Source organism: Acetobacteroides hydrogenigenes (genome assembly GCF_004340205.1).
Classification (GTDB): domain Bacteria; phylum Bacteroidota; class Bacteroidia; order Bacteroidales; family ZOR0009; genus Acetobacteroides; species Acetobacteroides hydrogenigenes.
Map to the genome: position 1 here is coordinate 25883 of NZ_SLWB01000005.1, position 22185 is coordinate 48067.

Annotated in this window: 20 protein-coding genes and 1 riboswitch; of the genes, 14 read left to right on the forward strand and 6 right to left on the reverse strand. The window is 46.8% G+C overall.

Going from position 1 to position 22185, the window contains the following annotated elements; genetic code table 11:
• Positions 1 to 137: 137 nt before the first annotated feature.
• The 7 genes from CLV25_RS06620 (at position 138) to CLV25_RS06650 (ending at position 7591) form a co-directional block, all read left to right on the forward strand.
• Complete coding sequence (locus tag CLV25_RS06620; RefSeq protein WP_131838851.1) at positions 138 to 1337, forward strand: hypothetical protein; 1200 nt, start codon at positions 138 to 140, stop codon at positions 1335 to 1337.
• Between the two features lie 73 nt (positions 1338 to 1410).
• The gene (locus CLV25_RS06625) at positions 1411 to 3471 is read left to right on the forward strand and encodes a hypothetical protein (RefSeq protein WP_131838852.1); all 2061 of its coding nucleotides are present in this window, start codon (positions 1411 to 1413) and stop codon (positions 3469 to 3471) included.
• A 55-nt stretch (positions 3472 to 3526) separates the two neighbouring features.
• Entirely contained in the window at positions 3527 to 4729 is a 1203-nt protein-coding gene (locus CLV25_RS06630; protein ID WP_131838853.1) for an L-serine ammonia-lyase, read from the forward strand.
• 116 nt (positions 4730 to 4845) lie between these two features.
• Positions 4846 to 5781 (forward strand): 2-dehydropantoate 2-reductase, encoded by a 936-nt coding sequence (locus CLV25_RS06635; RefSeq protein ID WP_131838854.1) that lies wholly within the window; start codon positions 4846 to 4848, stop codon positions 5779 to 5781.
• Positions 5782 to 5872: 91 nt separating this feature from the next.
• Positions 5873 to 6799, forward strand: a complete 927-nt coding sequence (locus CLV25_RS06640; RefSeq protein WP_131838855.1) for a DUF898 family protein — start codon at positions 5873 to 5875, stop codon at positions 6797 to 6799.
• A 62-nt stretch (positions 6800 to 6861) separates the two neighbouring features.
• Complete coding sequence (gene crcB, locus CLV25_RS06645; protein WP_131838856.1) at positions 6862 to 7239, forward strand: fluoride efflux transporter CrcB; 378 nt, start codon at positions 6862 to 6864, stop codon at positions 7237 to 7239.
• A gap of 1 nt (position 7240) precedes the next feature.
• Positions 7241 to 7591 (forward strand): DUF190 domain-containing protein, encoded by a 351-nt coding sequence (locus CLV25_RS06650; RefSeq protein ID WP_131838857.1) that lies wholly within the window; start codon positions 7241 to 7243, stop codon positions 7589 to 7591.
• 355 nt (positions 7592 to 7946) lie between these two features.
• Here CLV25_RS06650 and CLV25_RS06655 read toward each other — a convergent pair whose 3' ends face one another.
• The 4 genes from CLV25_RS06655 to CLV25_RS06670 form a co-directional block, all read right to left on the reverse strand.
• Entirely contained in the window at positions 7947 to 9590 is a 1644-nt protein-coding gene (locus tag CLV25_RS06655) for an alpha-amylase family glycosyl hydrolase (protein ID WP_165877014.1), read from the reverse strand.
• A 215-nt stretch (positions 9591 to 9805) separates the two neighbouring features.
• On the reverse strand, positions 9806 to 10837 hold the full coding sequence (locus CLV25_RS06660; RefSeq protein WP_131838859.1) for a DUF6340 family protein: 1032 nt from the start codon (positions 10835 to 10837) through the stop codon (positions 9806 to 9808).
• A 92-nt stretch (positions 10838 to 10929) separates the two neighbouring features.
• Positions 10930 to 11220 carry a TfoX/Sxy family protein gene (locus tag CLV25_RS06665; RefSeq protein WP_131838860.1) on the reverse strand — a complete coding sequence of 97 codons (291 nt, stop codon included), beginning with the start codon at positions 11218 to 11220 and terminating at the stop codon, positions 10930 to 10932.
• Positions 11221 to 11412: 192 nt separating this feature from the next.
• Complete coding sequence (locus CLV25_RS06670; protein WP_131838861.1) at positions 11413 to 12096, reverse strand: ComF family protein; 684 nt, start codon at positions 12094 to 12096, stop codon at positions 11413 to 11415.
• A gap of 97 nt (positions 12097 to 12193) precedes the next feature.
• Here CLV25_RS06670 and CLV25_RS06675 point away from each other — a divergent pair, with 97 nt between their 5' ends.
• The 3 genes from CLV25_RS06675 to ribB all read left to right on the forward strand — a co-directional run bounded on the left by CLV25_RS06675 (position 12194) and on the right by ribB (position 14171).
• Complete coding sequence (locus CLV25_RS06675) at positions 12194 to 12661, forward strand: hypothetical protein (RefSeq protein WP_131838862.1); 468 nt, start codon at positions 12194 to 12196, stop codon at positions 12659 to 12661.
• Positions 12662 to 12745: 84 nt separating this feature from the next.
• Entirely contained in the window at positions 12746 to 13225 is a 480-nt protein-coding gene (locus CLV25_RS06680) for a VOC family protein (protein WP_131838863.1), read from the forward strand.
• Between the two features lie 85 nt (positions 13226 to 13310).
• Positions 13311 to 13432: riboswitch (FMN riboswitch) on the forward strand.
• A gap of 94 nt (positions 13433 to 13526) precedes the next feature.
• Entirely contained in the window at positions 13527 to 14171 is a 645-nt protein-coding gene (gene ribB / locus CLV25_RS06685; protein ID WP_131838864.1) for a 3,4-dihydroxy-2-butanone-4-phosphate synthase, read from the forward strand.
• Between the two features lie 312 nt (positions 14172 to 14483).
• Here ribB and CLV25_RS06690 read toward each other — a convergent pair whose 3' ends face one another.
• The gene (locus tag CLV25_RS06690; protein ID WP_131838865.1) at positions 14484 to 15191 is read right to left on the reverse strand and encodes an SIR2 family NAD-dependent protein deacylase; all 708 of its coding nucleotides are present in this window, start codon (positions 15189 to 15191) and stop codon (positions 14484 to 14486) included.
• A 75-nt stretch (positions 15192 to 15266) separates the two neighbouring features.
• Between CLV25_RS06690 and dnaG the strand changes: the two genes are divergently transcribed.
• From dnaG to cysK, 4 genes are all read left to right on the forward strand, one after another.
• Positions 15267 to 17204 carry a DNA primase gene (gene dnaG, locus CLV25_RS06695; RefSeq protein WP_131838866.1) on the forward strand — a complete coding sequence of 646 codons (1938 nt, stop codon included), beginning with the start codon at positions 15267 to 15269 and terminating at the stop codon, positions 17202 to 17204.
• A 133-nt stretch (positions 17205 to 17337) separates the two neighbouring features.
• Positions 17338 to 18138, forward strand: a complete 801-nt coding sequence (locus CLV25_RS06700) for a hypothetical protein (RefSeq protein ID WP_131838867.1) — start codon at positions 17338 to 17340, stop codon at positions 18136 to 18138.
• 139 nt (positions 18139 to 18277) lie between these two features.
• The gene (gene epsC / locus CLV25_RS06705) at positions 18278 to 19078 is read left to right on the forward strand and encodes a serine O-acetyltransferase EpsC (protein WP_131838868.1); all 801 of its coding nucleotides are present in this window, start codon (positions 18278 to 18280) and stop codon (positions 19076 to 19078) included.
• Positions 19069 to 20010: a cysteine synthase A gene (gene cysK, locus CLV25_RS06710; protein ID WP_394345236.1), complete on the forward strand. Its 942-nt coding sequence runs from the start codon at positions 19069 to 19071 to the stop codon at positions 20008 to 20010. The genes epsC and cysK overlap by 10 nt, the downstream gene beginning before the upstream one ends.
• Before the next feature lie 71 nt (positions 20011 to 20081).
• Here cysK and CLV25_RS06715 read toward each other — a convergent pair whose 3' ends face one another.
• Complete coding sequence (locus tag CLV25_RS06715) at positions 20082 to 21677, reverse strand: SPOR domain-containing protein (RefSeq protein ID WP_131838870.1); 1596 nt, start codon at positions 21675 to 21677, stop codon at positions 20082 to 20084.
• Between the last annotated feature and the right edge of the window lie 508 nt (positions 21678 to 22185).

Here is a 22185-nt window from a genome sequence, read left to right on the forward strand (position 1 = left end):
CTGCCAATAGAAAGATATTAGTTCCGATCGGCTTTTCTATTTTTCATTCTTCCCATTTTTTCTGCTAGCCGTACCTTGCTTCTTGAGGTTGTACTCCACGCAATAATTTCTATTTTTACAGCAATAGAATTACGAATATGAATCAGTACACGCTCAAAGAGGTGAGTGGAAAGATGCTTGAACGGGCATTTTTGCGTATGCCTCTTTCTATTTATAAGGACGATAAGGTTTGGGTTCAACCACTTGATAGCGACATTGAGGAGGTTTTCGATCCGAAAAGGAATAAGCGATTTAGAAAGGGTGAAGTTATACGTTGGATTCTTGAGAACGACAAGGGTGAGGTTGTAGGGCGTGTTGCTGCGTTCGTTGATCCGGTAACATTCAAGAAAGGTGAACCACCTGTTGGGGGAGTTGGCTTTTTTGAGTGCATCAATAGCCAAGAGGCAGCCAATATGCTTTTAGATGCCGCCAAGCATTGGCTGCAGGCTAAAGGGATGGAGGGTATGGATGGACCAGTTAACTTTGGCGACCGCGATCGCTGGTGGGGATGCCTAAAGGATGGTTTTATAGAACCAACCTACTGCATGAACTACAATCCTCCTTACTACAACGATCTTTTTGAAGGGTATGGATTTCAGAACTACTTCAATCAGTATACCTATACTCGTCCTATTAGCACCGAGGGTATAGCTGACGCCCTGCTTGAGCGAGGAATGCGCTTAGAGGCAAATTCTTCGTATAAGTTTAAGAATGCTGATTTGAGCAACCTAGATAAGCTTGCGCAAGATTTCAACATAGTATTCAATAAAGCTTGGGGAAAGTTTGTTGGTGCTGGGGATATGACTCTTGCCAATACCAAGCTGCTGATAAAGGCAATGAAGCCAATCCTAGACGAAAAGTTGCTTTACTTTGCCTTTCACGAGGGAGAGCCTATCGGTTTCTTCCTAATGATCCCCGATTTAAACCAAGCTGCACGGCAGCTGAATGGTCGTTTTGATTGGTGGGGGAAGCTGAAGTTCATGTACTACCTTAAGGTTCGGAAACTAGCGCGTCGTGCGGTTGGCATCATTTTTGGTGTGGTTCCCGAGTTCCAAGGGAAAGGGGTGGATGCTGGTATGATTCGGGAATTTGCTCGTGTTGCCACATCAAAAGGGTTTAAATACAACGATCTTGAGTTTAACTGGGTTGGCGATTTCAATCCGGTAATGATGAGGCTGATGACTCAAATTGGATGTACTGTTCGCAAACGGCATATTACCTACCGTATGTGGTTCGATCCTAGTAAGCCTTTTGAGCGTTGCCCTAAGTTTGGAAGAGGGAAAAAAGCGCAGGAATAGGCCGCAGGCTGCCTTCCTGCTTTGTCGATGACCGCCAAAACCGCTTGGGTTTAGGCCTAATAGTTTAATCGTAATGAAGAAGTTACTAGTTGCAGCACTACTTATCTTTGCCGCATCGAGCGGCTATGCCCAGCGCGACATTATTACTAAGTTGTGCTTCGCCGATTCGGTGAAGTATCCTTTTAGCAGCGAATGGCAATACCTGTCTACAGATATCTACCTTTTAAACGGAGATCGGTTTAGCAAGCTTATTAACGAGATCAACTTCGAGAACCCTAAGAGTAAAGGTTGGTTTAAGCGGGGTATTGACGAGGAGAAGTTGGAGTACCTATTTATTACGGCTCAGCTTAAAGATGTAAAGTTTTTTGGCGATAAGGATATTGCATATCCAATCTATAATTTTCAAATTAACAGGGATAAGGACAACAAGTATCAAACGTTTGTGAGCGATAAGATCGATAAGATCCGAATTATCGATAACCTTCCGCTCTACTCCGCTTCCGATAAGATTGATGCAGACATAAAGGTTCGTGCTATCACAACCAACCAGCGCGATCAAATGGTTTCACTGGTGGCTACCCAGTTGCAGAACATATCTAAAATTCCTACCCCAACGGCTGCGGTTTTCTCGCTTTTGAGGGAGTTTGGCAACTTTCTTGAGGCAAACTCAAAGCGCAAGGAGTATCGCTTTAGCACAACCATCCGTCTTTTTGAGCAGAAAAATTTTGATACCCGTCTTCATTCCATAAAGATTTACGCGCTTAACACGGAGAATAGCCGTCCAATTCTTCTTAACACGGAGGTGTTAAAAGCATTCATTGACACCTCGGCGAATCCCGATATTACCCGTGAAAGCCTTGTTCAGATGTTAGGCTATAAGCAGTACCCTCTTATTGTGGTGGCAAACTATAAGTCGCTTTACAAGATGGAGCAGATTAGAGGTGATGAGGTAAACCAATCTAATATCGATAAAAGGAAGCTGCGTATCGAGAATGACTTTAAGTCGGGGCTCATTAATGCTGAAACCTACCGTCAGGAGAAAGACTTTATCAGCTTCCTGACCGTATTTGCTAATCTGAAAAACATGATGGAGGTATATAGTCTTAACTTCCGTATGGGCAATCCCGATGCCATAACCAATGGGTTAATTAAGGTGATGCAGGGCTACCGTCAGCTGCTGAAGCTTTACGATGAGGTTGAGTACAAGTATAGAACGAATAGCACTTTCCTTGCTGTGTTTAAGTCGGAGTACACCTCCATTTTGGGTTTTGCGAGCCTATACCTCGAAGACGATCAGAACTTGAAGCAAACAAAGAGTATGGTTAAAACCATGGTATCCTTAGAAAAGGATATGAAGCTTGTTGATCCGTACGTTTGCGAGAATAGCCTTAGAAGCCTTCGTTTTTCTGATATCTTTAAGCGCTCCAGCCTTGAACAGACCTTAGAAGGACAAATTATTCTGAACCAAATTGCTCAACTCGAGAAATTTCTTCTGGATAGGAATTTTACGACTGATATTGCCAAGCTGAGAAAGACAAATTCTCTACCCCAAAATATCTCGGCTCCCGAGAAGCTTAAGGAGAAAGCTAATAATACGGTTTGCGTCATCTGTCGTGAGCAGGCGTTGGCTGCGGTAAAAGATTTTTACGATGGCCTTAACCAGTACTATAAGACGGTTGCACTTCGTAAGCGCGATAGCTTGGCATTGGTAGTAGAGAATAAGCTTTACGGCTATATCGAAAAAGTTGAGCTGATAGAAAAGAATGTAAAGCAGCAGTATGGCGATTCGCTTCCAGCCAGCGTATCGTTCCTTCATACCAAGCTGCTGGAAGTGAAGCGCGACATGGGCAACTTGAGCGATTTTGCCAAAGTAAACGTTGCTGAAAAATCATTGGACGTTATAAATGAGCTAAACAGTAAGCTGCAGATCTATATTGTGGCTATAGAGGAGAATTTGCAATACATTTCGGAAAAACGACCAGATTTTCTGAAGCCAATACCAATAAACGAGCCTAAGCAAGAGAAAGTAGCCGATCCTCCTGTGTCGGGAGAAAAAACAAATGAGGTTTCGGCTTCCGTGGCTCCTTCCGAAGGAGCTACCGTTACTCAACCTGTAAAGAATGAACAGCCTTAGTATTCGTGATAGTTTTGGGTTAACTTTGCCCTACAAATAATGTAAAGCCATCAGCATGCAGTCAATTCGGGAAATATACAAGATAGGATATGGCCCATCGAGCAGCCATACGATTGCGCCAGGAAGAGCAGCAACCATTTTTAGCAGTAAAAATCCTGATGCAAAAAAGTTTAAGGTGACGCTCTATGGAAGCCTAGCGGCAACAGGTGTTGGTCACCATACCGATAAGGCTATTCTTAAAGAGCTAATGCCGAAAGAGGTTCAGTTTGTATGGAAGCCAGATGTTTTTTTAGACGAGCACTCTAACGGAATGGAGATTAAAGCTTACGACAAAAACGATCAGGAGCTTGACTCTTGGCGAGTATTCAGTGTGGGAGGTGGCGATTTAATGGATGACAAAGGCTTGCTCAATGATAAGGAAATTTACCCTCACCACCTACTTTCGGAGATTATGGAATGGTGCCGGGCAGAGGGTAAAACCTTTTGGGAGTATGTAGAAGACCACGAAGGTCCTGAAATTTGGAGCTACCTATCGGAGATATGGGAGGTGATGAAGGATACCGTTCGTAGAGGGATAGATAACGAAGGTGTGTTACCGGGCCCTATTAAGCTACAACGAAAAGCGTCCTCTCAGTTTATACGAGCTACAAAGTCAACGGGAACAATGAAGAGCATGGGCTTGTTATTTGCATTTGCGCTAGCGGTATCGGAAGAAAATGCGGCTGGAGCAAAAGTTGTTACCGGGCCAACCTGTGGTGCTGCAGGTGTACTTCCTGGGGTTCTATTCTACCTAAATAGAGACGAAAATCTTACAGAACAAAAAATACTAAGGGGATTGGCAACTGCTGGTCTTATAGGAAATATCGTAAAGCATAATGCCTCAATATCGGGTGCCGAGGTAGGCTGTCAGGGTGAAGTTGGTACGGCCTGTGCGATGGCTGCTGCTGCAATGGCTCAAATTCTTGGAGGTACAACAACTCAAATAGAGTATGCTGCTGAGATGGGGTTTGAACACAACCTAGGGCTCACCTGCGATCCTGTTATGGGGTATGTTCAAATTCCTTGTATAGAGCGTAATGCTATTGCTGCTGGTAAGGCGTATGAATGTGCCTCCTATGCGCTATTCTCAGATGGTGGCCATAAGATACCGTTTGATCAAGTGGTAAAAACAATGGCAGAGACCGGAAACGACATTCAGGTTGCCTATCGCGAAACAGGCATAGGCGGACTTGCAAAAAGTTGGGAAGAGTTTGCTTAGTATGCTTATCTGATTGCAGTCAGAACGTTTATGGAACACCCACGTTTCTTTTGCGTAAGCACTAGTGAAAAACGGACATACGGATGTTTTATCCAAACGCCTTAAAAATTATTCGAATGAAATTTGCCATTGTCGGAGCCGGAGGTGTTGGTGGCTATTTTGGAGGTAAGCTTGCCGCAGCAGGATACGATGTGACGTTTGTTGCTAGAGGTGAGCATCTGAAAGCGATTCTTGCCAATGGGCTAACGGTTAAAAGTGTTAATGGAGATTTTACCGTAAAGCCAGCTAAGGCAACCAGCAGTACTTCGGAAGTAGGTATTGTTGATGTGGTTTTGGTTTGCCTAAAGGCTTGGCAGGTTCGCGATATGGCCGCTCAGCTACGCCCAATGGTTGGCAGTACGACGGTGGTTATACCTCTTCAGAATGGGGTAATGGCTACCGATGAGCTCAAAGATGTTTTGGGAGAACGGCCTGTTGTACGGGGGCTCTGCCGAATTTTCAGCAAGGTAGAGTCGAACGGTGTTATAAACCATTTTGGGGTCAACCCAACCGTTATTTTTGGAGAGAATAGCAACGAGCAAACCGATAGAATTCTTCGGATAAAGGCTGCTTTTGACAACGCCGGCGTTACGGCTATAGTACCAACGGATATTGAGGCTGAGGCTTGGAAAAAGTTCTTATTTATTTGCAGTAGCGGACTTTTGGCCGTATGCCGTTCGTCCTATGGAGCTGTAAGGGAACTTCCGGAAACCCGACAGATGCTACATGCGCTTTTTACCGAGATATACAGTGTGGCTAGGGCAAAGGGCGTTGCGCTAAAGCCCGAAATTGTAGAAAAGACAATGGCGATGGTTGATACTTTTGATTACGACACCACCTCGTCGCTTACCCGAGACGTGCTGGATGGGAAGCCATCGGAGATTGAGTACCAAAACGGAACCGTGGTGCGGCTGGGCAAACAGCTGGGCGTACCAACTCCGATAAACACATTTGTGTACAGCTGCATACTCCCCATGGAGATAAAAGCAAGAGAGGTCAAGACCAATCGCTAGCAAAAAAGCTCGATATTTTGCTTATTTGTTGGTTTCGCTTAATTTAGGCGGAGATTTTAGATGATTTTTAGATCCATAACTCAAAAACCATATGAAGACCTACCTTTCTTTTCATTTAAACGGTAAGCAGCTTTTCCCTTACTGGATTTCGACCTATCTTTTAGGAATTGTTCTTGTTGTAATATACGTTTTACGCTCGAAGGCTATCCTAAGCGGCGATATGTCGTTTGGAACATCGCTGATGCTGCTGCTCTCATTTTTGCTGCTTGTAGGCGTAGTCTACATCTACTACTACTATGTTATTAAGTATACGACCGATGGCATCGAGTATCAAGGCGAAAGGTTGGTAACATCGTATACCATTTCTCAGTTTCTAGGAATACTAGTGGTTGGCCTTCTGCTGTCTATCGTTACTCTTGGGATATACCTTCCCTGGTTTATACAGCGCTTATACACTTTTTTTATCGAAGGATCGAGCTACAAGGGAACTAGCTATAGGTTTGATGGCGATGGGCTAACCCTTTTCGGAATTCTAACCCTTTTGCTGGTGCTTCCAATAATAGCGCTTTCGATGATCTCGGTTGCTCTTTTTGGTATCGGTAGCGCCGAAGAAGGTATGCTTGCCAACATTTACCAGCTGATTGCCCTAGCCCCACTTTACACCTTACTGCTTAAGTGGATGGTAAGCGGCAGCTACAATGGCTACAGAATATCGCTCGATGTTAAGCTCTTCAACATGATGGGCTTTATCTTTCTTCATCTCCTGTTTACGGTTTTAACGCTTGGAATATACTTCCCTCTATTTTACCTTAACATTTACAAGTACGTCATGGCTCATGTTGCTTGTGTCAACGAAGCTGGTGAGCGTGTTGCGTTAGACTACGACATGGATAAGGGTGGTGACTTCCTGTTTATCTGGGGGCAGCTGCTGCTTACCATTGTTACCGTAGGCGTATACCTGCCTTGGGCGTACGCTAAGGTTATGGGACGGATAATCTCTAAAACGTCGATAGAGTAAGCGTGCTATAAGTAACAGAAAGGGTGGGTAGCCACCCTTTTTACGTTTAAAAAGCGAGTGTAATGCTTCGAATTCTTCTGATTATTGGTGCGGGTGGTTTTTTGGGAAGCGTGGCTCGCTTTCTGGTTGCCCGTTACGTGCAGCAGAGCGTGCTTTCACCATTTCCTTATGGAACTTTTTGGGTGAACATTGTTGGATGCTTCCTTATTGGCCTATTCTACGGGCTTTCGGATCGAGGTGGCTTTATGTCCGACGAGCTGCGCCTGTTTCTTACCGTGGGCTTCTGCGGAGGCTTTACCACCTTCTCTACATTCGCCAACGAAAATCTTACCTTTTTGCGGGATGGCGCCTTTTTCTACTTTGCGCTTTACACCTCGCTGAGCGTATTTTTGGGGTTAGCTGCAGTTTACCTTGGCAATTTGGCCACAAAACTTTTCTAGGATGAAGCAAGTTCCAGCCGTGCTAATGCGCATCTACATTAGCAGTACCGACAAGATTGACCACAAGCCCCTTTACGAGGCCATCGTCTTCTTTGCAAAGCAAAATGGGCTACAGGGCGCTACCGTGCTTAAGGGGGTGATGGGGTTTGGGGCAAGCAGCCACATTATCTCTGCCAGCATGTGGGAGGTTACCGAGAAGCTACCCATCGTAGTCGAAATTATCGACCAATCGGATAAGATTAACCTCTTTGCCGATCTACTCCTTCCCATGCTCGAAAAATCGGAGAAGGGCTTTATGGTTACCTATACCAACATCGAAATAGCGATGGTTGGGGTGGGTAAAGCTAGGTAGGATTTGAACCTTCTGTAATCTTACAGAGAGCCCAAAAGTAGGATTTGAGCCTTCTGTAATCTTACAGAGAGCCCAAAAGTAGGATTTGAGCCTTCTGTAACTTTACAGAGAGCCCAAAAGTAGGATTTGAGCCTTCTGTAATCTTACAGAGAGCCCAAAAGTAGGATTTGAGCCTTCTGTAATCTTACAGAGAGCCCAAAAGTAGGATTTGAGCCTTCTGTAACTTTACAGAGAGCTCAAAAGTAAGATTTGAAGCTTCTGACACCCGTCAGCGAGCCCAAAATAGAAAAAGGCTTACCGAGTTTCCTCAGCAAGCCCTAAAGGATTGATATATCCGTCAGCTTTTTTCTTTTCGTTAGTTCATCTCAACCACAATCGACGAGTATCCGGGTAGCGTAACCGTGTAGGTGCTGCCGCTGAGGGTTACCTTTGCCCCACCCTGTTCGGCAACGGGCTGCTTAACACCCGAAAGGTTTAGCGCTTTCACGATTGGGGCAAGGCTTACCGTTTTGGTTGACGATCCAAAGTTGTGCATCACCATTAGCTTCTCCGAATCCTTTTGGCGGGTATAGTAAACCAGCTCGTTGTCGGGTTGGCTGTTGATGTCGCCGTACGCTAGCGAACCAGAAGCAAGCGCGGGGTAGGTGTTGCGCAGCTCTAGGAACTTTTTGTACACGGCAAATATCGATGCTGCATCGTCCTTTTGCTGCGCAAGCGGCGTTACCGTAGAGTTGTTGGAGTAGCTGGGCGTACGCCAGGTTGTGCGGTAGCTGTCGGTCCCGGTGGTCCAAAGGAAGGGTTCGCGAACATTCTCGTCGCCGGTGGCCTTTATTCCCTTCATCCCGATTTCTTCGCCATAGTAAAGGTAGGGCTGACCGGGCATGGTAAGCAGCACCGCTGCTGCAACCTTTGCTCTACCGGGTATGGAGCCTAGCGTGCTGAGGGTTCTGTCCTCGTCGTGGTTCGACAGCTTTGTCGCGTTGGTATAGCTCGAGGAGCTGCTGTTGTAGATGTTGAGCACATCCTGAAAATCTTTGGGATACCACTTGGCGTAGGTGGCATTGTTGAGGAACTCGGTTAGCTTCCAGTATGCCTTAAAGTTGAATAGGGCTGGGATGGAGGTGAAGTAGGGAGCCACAACAGGGGCATCGTCGAGCACTTCGCCAACCATGTACACATCGGGCTTATAGGCCTTCATTGCGTTGTAGAAGTTCCTCCAGAATGCGTAGCCTTCGGTTGCATTAGGGTCTTGCCAGGCATGCTTTACGGCATCAAGTCGAAAACCTGCAACGCCCTTATCGAGCCAGAACTTGGCCGCATCGTTTATTGCATTTACCACATCGGGATTAGCTAGGTTGAGGTCGGGCATTTGATCCCAAAATGCGTTATAGTAGCTGTAGCCATCGCCATTATTATACCACTCTCTCGAGTTGTAGGTGGTTACCGTTGGTACCTTTCCCGAGCTAATCCACTCCTGAATGGAGCCGGTAGGGGCAAAAAGATACCAGCTACGGTAGGGGCTTGTAGCCGAGCTCTTGGCGCTCTGGAACCAGGGGTGCTGGCTAGAGGTGTGGTTGATGACAAAGTCGATAATCACCTTTATGTTTAGCGATTTGGCTTTAGATAGTAAAGCCTCAAAATCGGCCATTGTTCCAAACTGCGGGTTGGTTAGCTTATAGTCGGTAACATCGTAGCCGTGGTACGATGGCGAAGGGTTCATTGGCGTTAGCCAGATGCCCGATACGCCTAGTGAGTGGAGGTAGTCGAGCTTATCGGTTATTCCCTTAAAATCGCCAATTCCATCGCCGTTTCCATCGGCAAACGAGCGTACAAAAATCTCGTAAAACACGTCACCGCGCTTTTGCCCATCCCACGAGCGCTGCATAAAGCCAACCTCTGTTCCAGAGCCAGGAGGTGTAGGCGTTACGTTGTCGTCCTTTTTCGAGCAGCTTGCAAGAAAAAGGGCTATAAGCATCAGGGTAAGTATTCTTAGCTTCATGCTGTTCATCTTTATGTTCCTACCAAAGATGGAACAAAATGTGAAGAGAAAAGCTTAACGCTCTTTAAACCTTTATTGCGGCATGATAGAAAGCCGTTTTCGCTATGCGAACGGCAGGGTTGCCTGTTTAGATGTTGTATGTGTTAGCACAAAAAGGGAGGCCAGCGCAAGGCTACCTCCCTTTTATTTTGTGTACTATGCTGCCGTTATAAGCCCTACTGTTGCAGGCGCTGGTGGTCGGCTATAAGGCCATCTATAATTCTAGAGTACTGAAGCGCCCTTTTGTCACCGCCTTCGGTGTACGAGGTTACAATCCACTTCTTGGCATTATCGTAGCTGCCTAGTACCTCGTTGGCCAGCGCTAGGTTGTAGGCAATAGCCGCTCGTTCCTTAGGCTTCGTTGCACCGTTAAAGGCTCTTAGCCAAGCATCGGCGGCGGCCTCCCAGTTGTTGGTGAGCGCCAATCGTTCTGCCTTTACCGACTCTGGGTTCTTCCCCTTGAACATTAACCGTTGCTCCCAGTAGCTCATCGGGATAAGCTGCCTAGAAAAGTTGGCCCCTAGGTCGCGGCTAACGTATACAATTGCCTCGTTCCTTTTGAGGAGCTTCGATGCTGCTTCGAGGTAGGTTCGGGCGCTTTGCCTCCATACTTTGCTATGCTTGTAGGAGTTTTCGTAGCTGATGGTGCGGTTGGTGTTGTTGTAGATCCTAAATCCAGCGCGGGCGCTTGCAGTTCCTCCTGCGCTGAATATGGCCTCGCCCGTATTGTTTACAAGAACCTTGTCTAAGGTCTTACTCGCTTTGCTTAGGTTTTCGAGGGTGTATGCCGCATCGAAGTATTCGAGCGAAAGAACGGCATCGGCACCCGTTTTTTTGCAGATGTCCCCAATGGTGTTCCAGCTAAGGCATGGGCCAAACTCGGTGCTGGATAGGCTTCCGCTTAGCAGCTCGTGGTTGTAAAGGGAAACCTCAAAGCGGTTGCTGCTGCTTAGCTCTTGGTTAATCCCGCTGATGCATTCGCGCGATAGCTTGGCATCTGTACCCGGAAGCTCACCGGTTAGAACTCCTTCCACCACCGATTTTTGCAGCGGAATTGCTCTATTTACAATGGCAATCCGCTTAATCGATCTATCTATGGTTATGTTGGCAGGGCGAGCCGTAAGAACTCGCATGTTTCGGGTGCTGCTACAGCCTAAAAGCAGCATGGCTCCTGCTAGCGCAGCTAAAAGCCTCAATCTCATTCCCATATTCCCTTAATTTTGAATGGCAAATATACCCTCAATATGGGAATGTGGGGTGTTTAAGAAGTACTTCATAGCTATTTTATACAATGCCCAAGCTACTCGTGGGCTAAAGAGCCTTCATCGAGCAGCGCTTTGGCCTGCTGGTAGAATGTTTGAAGTTCGTGCTTCCGTTGTGGCGGGTGCTGGTTCCACTTAACGTTCTCTATGGCTCCTGCCAACCCGTACAGAAGGCTAAGGCAAGCACCCGGGTCGATGGCCTGTAGGCGAAGAAAGGCCTGCTCTACTCCAACCTCCTTAAGTTCGGCAGCAGAGGTAATGCCAACTCTTATGAGCTTTGTCTCGGTGTCTTTACCGATGTTGGGTAGCTTAGAAAGATCGCTTTTCATGGTATGTGATGATTAACGGAAAGCAAAGATAGGCGAGCCTTGGCTTCGTTCGGCTCCTGGGTTCTATTAATGTTTGGTTGCCGATTGAAGGCAAAACTTGGTTTCCGAGTGGAGACGACGTTTTGTTACTGAGCAAATCCAACGTTCGGTAGCCGTGAAAAAACGAAGATCGGTAGCCGAGCGGAGTCGAGGCTACACCGTTCCAATAGAGGCAATGCTTACCCTGCATGGTGCTGCATTGAGCAGCTCGGCTGCGCACGATTCGATGGTGGCTCCAGTGGTAATCACATCGTCTACCACAAGGATATGCTTACCTCTAATTGTATCGGGATGGGCAACCTCAAAAATGGAGCGCACGTTTTGGTAGCGCTCTATCCTATTCTTTTGGGTTTGGGTGGAGGTGTGCGTATTGCGTCGTACTATTGTTGTTGTCCATTTTGCGCCTATTGCATCGGCAACGCCGTTGGCAATGTAGTCGCTTTGGTTGTAGCCTCGTTTTTGCTGCTTCTTGGGATGAAGCGGTACGGGCACAACGTAGTCGATATCGGCATAGGTTGGGCTGGTCTTGAGGTGGAGTCCAAGAATATATCCCAGCTTATAGCCTATTTCCGTATTTCCTTTATACTTCAGCTTATGGATGAGCTTGCGAACCTTGGCTCCTTTGCGGAAATGGAGAAGCGAGCACCCGGCGGTGGCATTAATTTGCCCCCAAAACTTTTGGGCAACCGGGTTGTCTTCGTACTCCCAGTAGCGGGTATAGGGCAGGCTCGCAATGCATTTTGTACAAAGGGTTGTTTCGCCTTTTAGCAGCGGAGTGCCGCACATCCGACAGGTGTTCGGGTAGAAGAGCGCAATAAAGTTCGAAAACCAGCTCATAGGCTATTGGTTAAAGGATGAAGTTGTCCATAAATTTAAAGCTTATCGTGCAAGTATTTAACAAAAAATTTATATTTACCGTCAAAATTGATTCTATATGGAAAGATATGCCATCAGGGCCCTCAAGTTTGCTGTGTACTTTTGCGTGGTAATGAGCTTAATTATGATTTTATTCTACCTTTTTGGAGGTGGGCGAAACATATCGTTAAAGGTATTCATAGAGCAGATTGGCCTTTACCGTATGTTGATTATTGGATGTGCTTTTGGGGTAACCTACCCTTTTATCGGCTTCGGCAAGCGCAAGATTTACCTAAATAAGTCGTTTGAGCAGGAGAAAAGCGCCATTGTTGATATCATGGCCCAGTACGGCTACGAGCAAACCTACGAAACCGAAACATCGCTATTCTTTAGGCCAACCAATAGGCTTAAGAGGTTTATCGATCAGTACGAGGATACCATTGAGGTAGATCATCGCGATAACCCAATCATGGTTAAGGGGCTTCGCAAGCGGGTTGTACGCATTGGTCTTGCGATCGAAAGCTACATCCTGAACGATAAGAGGTAGGCGCTGTTTACTACGATACTTTAGACCTGAGAAAAACTCAGGTCTTTTTTATTGATCTTGTCGGAAATATTAACCCATACGTTTATGAATCTAGGAAGCTGCAGTACGGCCCTTTTTGTACGGGATATCCATAAGGCGAAGGATTTCTACATTAACCTACTTGGCTTACAGGTTGAGTACGATTTTGGAACAAACGTAGCCCTAAAGGGTGGCGTTGCGCTTTGGCAGGTTAAGGAGGATCATCCGATACCCCAAAAGTTGGGAGTTGAGAATACCCTTAACCGTTCTAGCAACCGCTTCGAGCTCTACTTCGAAACGGAGAACCTGAAGGAGGTTTACCGGACGTTGAGCGAGGCCGGTGTTGCCTTCCTGCACGAGGTGCACGAAGAGGAGTGGGGGCAGCGCACCATCCGTTTTTTCGATCCCGATAGCCATCTGATAGAGATTGGCGAGGCAATGCCCACCTTTTTGCAGCGCCTATACGGGCAAGGGCTTACAGTAGAGGAGGTATCCGAAAAAACGGGAGTTTCGGGTGATGATATCAGGAGGCTGCTAAACTTGTAGGTTCTCCAATTCAGGTTTAGGTTGTGCTGAGGTGTTTTGTTGTTTTTTTAGTAGGAGGTGCCCAAACTATTTATACATTTGCACCAGATTTCTTCGGGGCAGGGCGTAAATCCCTACCGGCGGTTACAGTCCGCGACTCCTCTATAGAGGACTGATTTGGTGAAACTCCAAAACCGACAGTTACAGTCTGGATGGAAGAAGAAGCTGCTGCTACGTGAGTAAGACGTACGTACTTTACATATATGCCCCGAATGAGATTGCCTCGTTCGGGGCTTTTTTATGATCTACAAAAGAGAATGATATGAATGGACTAGCCGATTTTGGCGCAGACTACAAGGAAAGGGTCGAGAAGGCCATCGCCCTGCTGCAGCAGGGTAAGGGGATACTACTGGTTGACGATGACGACCGCGAGAACGAGGGCGACATCATCTACGCTGCGCAGAACATGAGCGTGGCCGATATGGCGCTGATGATCCGCGAGTGCAGCGGCATTGTGTGCCTCTGCATCACGCCCGAGCGGGCCAAGGCGCTGGAGCTGCGCCCCATGGTTACCGACAACAGCAGCAAGAACCAAACCGCGTTTACCATCACCATAGAGGCTAAGAAGGGGGTAACCACGGGCGTTTCGGCGGCCGACCGCATTACCACCATCCGTACCGCCATTGCCGACGATGCTAAGCCATCCGACCTAGCGCACCCAGGGCACGTGTTCCCGCTGGTGGCAAAGCCCGGTGGCGTGTTCGAGCGCCGCGGCCACACCGAGGGGTCGATCGACCTCGCCAAGCTGGCCGGTTTGGGCGATACCGCCGTGCTCTGCGAGCTCACCAACGAGGACGGTACCATGGCGCGCTTGCCCGAGATCGCCGCATTCTCCGAGAAGCATGGGATGACGGTGGTTTCCATTGAGGATATCTGCCAGTACCGAAAGGATATTGAAGGAAAGTAGGGGGCAGCAGCGCTGCCCCTTTTATATGCCTCCCCATTGACGAGCATTATTGTTCGTCGCCAAAATGAGGGGTTATCTTCTTGGGACGAGTCATTTTTTTACGGGACGGATTCTCTTCCAACTGGGACAAGTCATTTTTTTGTGGGACGAGTCTGTTTCCAACTGGGACAGCTCTGTTTCCAACTGGGACGGGTCAGTTTTTTACGGGACAGATCCTCCTCCAAGTGGGACGGATCCAATTTTTGAGGGACAGCTCCTCTTCTTGGTAGGAGAGCTGCTTCGTTGGCTGGTGCTGCATCTAACGTTTTCATCCTACAGGTACCGCTCCACCAGCATCTCCTTCATCCTAGCCACGCCGGTGGAGGCCTTCTCGTGGATGTACTCCACCCGGTTGCTCATGGCCGAAACGGTGACGTCGTCGTTGGGGTCGATTAGGAAGATAGGGGCCTCGCGAGGGGCGTAGCGGTAGAGGCTGGCCGCCGGGTACACGTTGAGCGAGGTGCCCACCACGGCAAAGATGTCGGCCTCCGAGGCGATGTCGATGGCGATGTCCATGGCCGGAACCGCCTCGCCAAACCACACGATGTTGGGGCGCAGCTGCGATCCGAGCTCGCACCGATCGCCCAGGTTTACATCGCCATCAACCGTATAGATTAGGTTGGGGTTGGCTGTGCTGCGCACCTCGGTGAGCTTGCCGTGCAGGTGGATAACCTGGGTGCTGCCCGCCCGCTCGTGCAGGTTATCCACGTTTTGGGTGATGATTACCGTATCAAAGTGCTCTTCGAGTTCGGCCAGCCCGATGTGCCCCTGGTTTGGCAGTGCCCCCTTTAGCTGCCTACGGCGCTCGTTGTAGAAGCGGAGCACCAGGTCGGGGTCGCGGCGCCATCCCTCGGGGCTGGCCACATCCTCCACGTTGTACTCCTCCCAAAGCCCGTTCATATCCCTAAATGTTCGTAGTCCGCTCTCTGCGCTGATGCCGGCCCCGGTGAGCACCACCAGCTTTTTCCGTTTTGTTGCCATACTTTTACTATTTTTATGGGGGATTACAGGTATCTTTGCCAGTCCCAATCCACCTTATAAAGATAGCTCAGGGCAATGATAGATAAAACAACGGTTGATAGAATTATTGATGCGGCCAACATCGTTGAGGTTGTAGGCGAGTTCGTATCCCTGAAGAAGCGGGGGGTGAACTACCTTGGCTGTTGCCCGTTCCATAACGAGAAGACGCCGTCGTTTACCGTATCGGGCGCCAAGGGCATCTTCAAGTGCTTTGGCTGCGGCAAGGCGGGCAACGCCGTGACGTTTGTCATGGAGCACGAGAAGCTCGAGTATGTGGATGCGCTGCGCTTCCTAGCCAAGAAGTACGGCATCGAGATCAAGGAGCGCGAGCTCTCGCAGCAGGAGGTGCAGCAGAACAACGACCGCGAGAGCATGATGGTGCTCTCGGCCTTTGCCCAAAAGTACTTCACCGATACGCTCTTCAACCATGTCGATGGAAAGACGATCGGCATGAGCTACTTCCGCGAGCGCGGCTTCCGCGACGACATCATCAAGAAGTTCCAGCTGGGCTACTGCCTCGACACCCGCAGCGCCTTCTCGCAGTATGCGGGCAAGCAGGGGTACAAGAAGGATTTTCTGATAAAGACGGGGCTCTCGGTAGAGCATAACGAGGCGCTGTTCGACCGCTTCCATGGGCGCGTGATGTTTCCCATCCACTCCATCAGCGGACGTGTAATTGGCTTCGGAGGCCGTACGCTGAAGACCGATAAGAAGGTGGCCAAGTACCTGAACTCGCCCGAGTCGGAGATCTACCACAAGAGCTTTACCCTGTACGGCATCTTCTTTGCCAAGAAGAGCATCACCCAGGAGAACCGCTGCTACCTTGTGGAGGGGTACACCGATGTGCTCTCGATGCACCAGGCGGGCATAGAGAACGTGGTGGCCTCGTCGGGTACCTCGCTCACCACCGAGCAGATTAGGCTCATCAAGCGCTTCACCACCAACGTCACCGTGCTCTACGACGGCGATGCGGCCGGCATCAAGGCTTCGCTACGCGGTATCGATATGATTCTGGAGGAGGGGCTCAACGTAAAGGTGGTGCTGCTGCCCGATGGCGAAGACCCCGATTCGTTTGCCAAGTCGCACTCCGTAACCGAGCTTAAGCAGTACATTGCCGACAACGAGGCCGACTTCATCAGCTTCAAGACCAAGCTCCTTTTAAAGGATGCCGATAACGACCCCATAAAGCGCGCCGGGCTAATTACCGATGTGATGCACTCCATCTCGGTTATCCCCGATACCATCATCCGCTCGGTGTACATCCGCGAGTGCTCCAAGATGTTCGAGGTGGCCGAGGAGACGCTCATCCAGGAGATGTCGTCGCTGCGCAGCAAGAAGATTGGGGCTGCCGTTACGCAGAACACCACCATTCTGCAGCAGTCCAAACCCGAGCTGCATACCCCAGCCATTCCGTCGTTCGTTAACAACGTCTTTTGCGAAGAGCAGGAGAAGGAGATCATCTACTTCCTCCTAAAGTATGCCAACGTAAAGCTCTTTACCTATACCGACGACGATGGCTATGAGCACGAGATAAACGTTGGACAGTACATCATCTCCGAAATTGCCAACGACGAGCTCGAGTTCCTAAACCTGGAGTACCGCCAAATATTCGACGACTTTGCCGAGCTTATAGCCAACAACCAAGAACCCAACATTACGCACTTTATCCATCACGAGAACCTAAAGATAAGCGAGCTGGTAATTAACCTCCAATCGGAAGAGTACGTGCTGAGCAACATCTGGAAGAAGTTCGGGCAATCGGAGAGTGAGGGAATTGAGTTTCTTTCTGAAGCAGTACCCAAAGCGATAACCAGCTACAAGGCTAAGGTTATTGCGCTGGCCATTAAAAACCTGATGGAGGAGCTGAAGAATATCACAGAGGAAAACTTCGAAGAGATGACGCGGCGCATAACGGCGCTTAATATGGTTCGAACCGAGATTTCCAAGCAACTTGATAGGCCGGTGCTCTGCTAACGAAATCGACCTTAGGGTTACTCATTATCAAAATTGAGCAAAATACCCTCCATATAACAGCTTCAAAAAGCTTATCGAAATAGGTTTTAACAACTTTATTGCTAACATTACGGAAACTTTGTTGGTTGAGATTATGATTAGGTATTTTTTTAAGGTCGCTATTCTGGTTGTTGCTGTTTTAGCCGTATCGTGTAGCCAATCAAAAAAGGAAAACAACGACCTGACGCTAAACAAGGAACAGGTGGTTCGCGAGGTTATGAAGTACCCCATTCCAACTCCCGATAAGATTACAAAGGCGCTTAACGATGCAAAGGCTACCTACATCTTTTCGCTATGCAATCCAGTGGAAAAGGTAGATAAGTACATTACCGATAAGGATAAGGCTCTAAATCTAGGCGTTTACGGTGCCAATATGAGCTATTCCAGCACCTACGGGATGAAGCAGGAAACCTTAAACTATTTGAAGGTTTGCAAAAAGCTAATCGACGAGCTTCAGATTTCGACCGAGTTTAATGCCTCTTTTGCAGAGCGAGTTGAGCAAAATGTTGACAATAAAGACTCATTGACTCGGATTATCTCCGACTCGTACTTGGATACCTATGCGTTTTTGCAGAATAACGGAAAAGACTATCTTTCGATTCTTGTTATGACGGGAAGCTGGGTAGAAGGCCTCTACACTACTATAGAGATTGCCAAGTCGACACCTAAAAACGAGGTTTTTCTGAGAGTTGTGGCAAACCAAAAGCAAACACTCGATAAGGTGTTGGAGTTGCTGGAGCAGAACAAGGAGAGCAAAAATGTGGAGGAAACGTTAAGAATGCTCCTACCAATAAAGAAGGCGTACGAACCTGTTGTTGGCGAGAATATCACAAAAGAGCAGTTTGAAAAAATAGCGTTAACAGTGCTTTACGTGCGTCAAGCTATTGTAATGTAAAAGGATGAACAAAGGAATGTCATATATGTTTACCTGTTGCTGTTGTTGCGTTTTGCACCAGCACGGGTAGATTATATGCTATATTGTAAGATATGTAGGCCCTCTACCTTAGTGGTAGGGGGCTTTTTTTATTACTAAGATGAAAGAAGGTAATCAAGCAGAATTAGACCAAAAAATCCGCCAGCTAGAAGTGGTGGTACGTGCAAAAAACTATCATAGTGGACTAATATCGTTTGTGCATCCTCATGTGCTTTGCGAAACGTTGTGCTATCCGGAGAAAGTTTATTCGGAAGAGGAGCTTAAGGTGGAGCTAAAGAAGATTCTACTGCTGCTCGACGAGAATCATTCCAGCATAACCTACACGGTTGATCAGTTTTTTGGGCACTTAGGAAAAGTGCGCGAGCTGCTTATGGAAGATGCGCGGTTTATTGCAGAAAATGATCCTGCAGCCTCATCGGCCGAGGAGGTAGCCATGGTGTACCCAGGCTTTTTTGCCATTGCCACCTACCGGATTGCCCATTTGCTTTACGTTGCAGGCGTTCCTCTTATTCCTCGAATATTTTCGGAGCTGGCTCATAGCAAAACTGGAATCGACATTAATCCAGGGGCACATATAGGCCAAGGTTTCTTTATTGATCATGGAACTGGAATTGTGATTGGAGAAACCACCATTATTGGGAATAACGTGAAGATTTATCAAGGGGTAACCCTTGGTGCTCTTTCTGTTCATAAGGCTGATGCCGAGGTTAAGCGTCATCCAACAATTGAAGATGATGTTACTATTTATGCAGGGGCTACCATTCTTGGTGGCGATACGGTTGTGGGGCGCGAGAGCATTGTTGGAGGTAACGTTTGGCTTACCGAGAGTGTACCTCCGCGAACTAAGATCTTCAATAACATGGAATCAAAAATTGTTTACTGTAAAAATATCTGCAAATGAGAGCAAACTCTATTGTTGATGTGATTGGCAACACGCCTCACATACGAATTAACCGACTTTTTGGCAATGACTATGAAATTTGGATTAAGTTGGAAAAACAGAACCCAGGTGGTAGCATTAAGGATCGCGTTGCGCTGTCAATGATTCGAGATGCCGAAGCGGAAGGAATTCTCACCAAGGATTCTATAATTGTTGAGCCAACATCGGGGAATACCGGCATAGGATTAGCGTTGGTTGGCGCTGCACTTGGGTATAAGGTGGTGCTGGTTATGCCCGAATCGATGTCGGTTGAGCGTCGGGCGATAATGAGCGCTTACGGTGCCGAATTTGTTCTTACTCCTCGCGAAAAGGGCATGAAGGGAGCTATAGAGCGAGCTAACGAGATGGCTGCTCAAAATTCCAAGGTATGGATTCCAATGCAGTTTGATAATCCTGCGAATATTCGTGCACACGAGGAGGCTACTGCTCTTGAAATTATTGCTGATTTTCCTGAGGGTATCGATTACATAATTACAGGAGTAGGAACAGGAGGGCACATTACGGGTGTAGCTAGGGTGCTGAAGAAGAAGTGGCCAGCCCTGAAGGTGCTCGCTGTTGAGCCCGTTAATTCTCCAGTGATAAGTGGAGGACAGCCATCCCCTCATCCTCTGCAGGGAATAGGTGCTGGCTTCATTCCAAAGAATTTGGATACCTCTTTGCTAGATGGCGTTATTAAGGTTGATGGTAATGATGCCTTCGACTTTGTACGTAGGGCAGCATCGCAAGAAGGGCTATTTGTAGGCATTTCTAGTGGAGCATCTCTTTCTGCAATAAACCAAAAGCTTTATGAAATCCCCAAGGGAGCAAGAATACTAACATTTAACTACGATACTGGCGAACGCTACCTTTCGGTACCCAACCTCTTTCTGAGTAACGAAGATGGTACTTTGTAGTTTTAATAAAAGAAAGTAGCCCCATTCCAATTGCTCAATGGGGCTACTTTATATCTTATTGTTTGGGATTGTTAAGGATTAAGTATCCATGCATTTATGCCAACCTTTCTTTTTGCAGCATTGGCTGCATTTACGGCTTGCCTAGATGTAGGATAGCTTCCAATACTTATTCGAATTCGTCCTTTCCCGTTCTCCATAATAAGGGGAGCGTAACCTTTTGATTTTAGTGATTCAGAAACCTTTTTAGCCTCTTCCATGTTTGCAACGCTTGCTGCAATTACATGGTAGGCTCCTGTTGTTGGTTTAACCTGAGTCTTGGCTTCTGGTATTTGCTTGTTGGCTATAACCCTTTGTTGGGTATCGTTAGTTTTAGCCGCGGCACTACCTAATTTCAACTTTTCGTTGATTAGGTTTTCCATCTCTTCTTTCGTCATTGGCTTTTTTGCCGAAAGATTAGGTGCTTTTGCTGTAGTTTTAGTTGCAGATGGCTTTTTCAATGTGCTATCTATCTTTTGCAAGTTTGCTCTTGCACTATCAATTCTAGTACTATCGTCAATGGCCGAAGACGTATCGGCAGCCGCACTAGTGAGTGTTTTGTAGTACGAAGAATCAACATCAGAAGGAACTGTTGGCTCAATAACCATTTCGTTATTGCTGTCTGGTAGTATAAATCCAAATAATTTTGGATTATAGTGGTACAGGGCTACAAGTCCTATTGCTAGTATGCAGACAATAACAAGAGTTGGCCATATCCAACCGGCACTGTTTCTACGTAAAGGAACTTCCTTTTTTGTTTCGTTATTCTCTATACTCGATAAATTTACTTTTTCTTGTAGGCTTTCTTTCTTAAGAAAAAGGGGGTGTTGTTCCGCTTTTATGTCTTCGGGGTGTGTCTTTTCTGCTAGTTGTTCCTCCTTTATTGGGATTGCTGCTGCAATTGGCTCTTCTTTCTTCTCTTCCAGAATTGGTTGTTCTTTTACTTCTGGAGTCGCAGGTTCCTGTTTTTCAACTTTTACCTCTTCTGCTTCCTTGGTTTCTTGCTTCTGTTCTGTGGCTGTCGCTGGTTGAGAAATTGTTTGATCTGTAGAGGATTCCTCTACAAAATCATCAATAAGTTCAAAGGGTTCTTCTTCTAAAACTTCTTTTTTGCTTTCAAGCCTTTCCAACGTTTCAGAGATCTTTTCTTGTTCTGGTTGATTTTCTAAGGCTTGCTCTTCTATGGCATCAGAATCCTCTACTTGCTCTATTTTACCCTTTTTTGCGATGCTTATAGTTGGTAGTCCAAAAGACTCCCCTAAATTGCTGTAGCTTGAGAATGGCAGAAAAATGACTGTACCACTCCCAATTATTCTAAGTATTCCAACTCCTTCTATTTCTGCTTCTTCTCCATTATGCATACGGTTGTTCAACTCTTCAGCAAAAATGCAGATCTGCTTGAGGGCTTTTGCAGGAGAAATGCCGTTTCTTTTTGCAACGTGGTTTACAAGTGTCGAATAATCGGTCCCTTCGTTATGGCTAAACTTTATGGTTTTAGATGGAGGTGTAATTGTTCCCGTTGCCCCATCTATGTGCGCAGGCTTGCTCACCATTTCAAAGGAGCCAATGTAGGGCAACACCACCTTTTGTTTGGTGAAGAGAAGTTCTTGGATGTAGTGGCTTATATTCACAGGAAATTTTATTTACAAAATTATTAAAAAAAGTCCTCTCGAAAACTTTAATTAGTTTGCCAGTTTTCTACGTCCTAATAGTCAATATAAACAAACAAAAAAAAAATGAATTTTACACAATTTGTGTATCTCTTTCTTCTAAATTATCTTCGAGATAGCCTCTTTACTTAAGTTAAGTAGAATATAAGTAATCCTCGTATGCCTAGTAGCTGAATAGTTGGTAGCAGCGGGCAGGCTACAGCTTTAAATACTGAAGAAGTAAGAACGTTTGTTACTATAAGTGCCGATAAGGTAAGTATGAGAACGGTATCAATCCAAAAAAATAGCTTTATGCGTTGTGCTCTTAAAACGGGAGCCAATCCTTTTTCCGAGGCTTTATCAATAGAAACACGTGCTAAACTATACAAGCAATAATTTAGTATACAAGATACGATTCCTGTAAAGGAAAGGATAAAAAAGGTGGTATTGTTGTTGCTCGAAATACTTCCAATACCCATTAGAATAAAGA

Coding starts and splice junctions, on each gene's coding strand:
- CLV25_RS06620 (WP_131838851.1), top strand. CDS start 138: ATGAATCAGTACACGCTCAAAGAGGTGAGTGGAAAGATGCTTGAACGG.
- CLV25_RS06625 (WP_131838852.1), top strand. CDS start 1,411: ATGAAGAAGTTACTAGTTGCAGCACTACTTATCTTTGCCGCATCGAGC.
- CLV25_RS06630 (WP_131838853.1), top strand. CDS start 3,527: ATGCAGTCAATTCGGGAAATATACAAGATAGGATATGGCCCATCGAGC.
- CLV25_RS06635 (WP_131838854.1), top strand. CDS start 4,846: ATGAAATTTGCCATTGTCGGAGCCGGAGGTGTTGGTGGCTATTTTGGA.
- CLV25_RS06640 (WP_131838855.1), top strand. CDS start 5,873: ATGAAGACCTACCTTTCTTTTCATTTAAACGGTAAGCAGCTTTTCCCT.
- crcB (WP_131838856.1), top strand. CDS start 6,862: ATGCTTCGAATTCTTCTGATTATTGGTGCGGGTGGTTTTTTGGGAAGC.
- CLV25_RS06650 (WP_131838857.1), top strand. CDS start 7,241: ATGAAGCAAGTTCCAGCCGTGCTAATGCGCATCTACATTAGCAGTACC.
- CLV25_RS06655 (WP_165877014.1), bottom strand. CDS start 9,590: ATGAAGCTAAGAATACTTACCCTGATGCTTATAGCCCTTTTTCTTGCA.
- CLV25_RS06660 (WP_131838859.1), bottom strand. CDS start 10,837: ATGGGAATGAGATTGAGGCTTTTAGCTGCGCTAGCAGGAGCCATGCTG.
- CLV25_RS06665 (WP_131838860.1), bottom strand. CDS start 11,220: ATGAAAAGCGATCTTTCTAAGCTACCCAACATCGGTAAAGACACCGAG.
- CLV25_RS06670 (WP_131838861.1), bottom strand. CDS start 12,096: ATGAGCTGGTTTTCGAACTTTATTGCGCTCTTCTACCCGAACACCTGT.
- CLV25_RS06675 (WP_131838862.1), top strand. CDS start 12,194: ATGGAAAGATATGCCATCAGGGCCCTCAAGTTTGCTGTGTACTTTTGC.
- CLV25_RS06680 (WP_131838863.1), top strand. CDS start 12,746: ATGAATCTAGGAAGCTGCAGTACGGCCCTTTTTGTACGGGATATCCAT.
- ribB (WP_131838864.1), top strand. CDS start 13,527: ATGAATGGACTAGCCGATTTTGGCGCAGACTACAAGGAAAGGGTCGAG.
- CLV25_RS06690 (WP_131838865.1), bottom strand. CDS start 15,191: ATGGCAACAAAACGGAAAAAGCTGGTGGTGCTCACCGGGGCCGGCATC.
- dnaG (WP_131838866.1), top strand. CDS start 15,267: ATGATAGATAAAACAACGGTTGATAGAATTATTGATGCGGCCAACATC.
- CLV25_RS06700 (WP_131838867.1), top strand. CDS start 17,338: ATGATTAGGTATTTTTTTAAGGTCGCTATTCTGGTTGTTGCTGTTTTA.
- epsC (WP_131838868.1), top strand. CDS start 18,278: ATGAAAGAAGGTAATCAAGCAGAATTAGACCAAAAAATCCGCCAGCTA.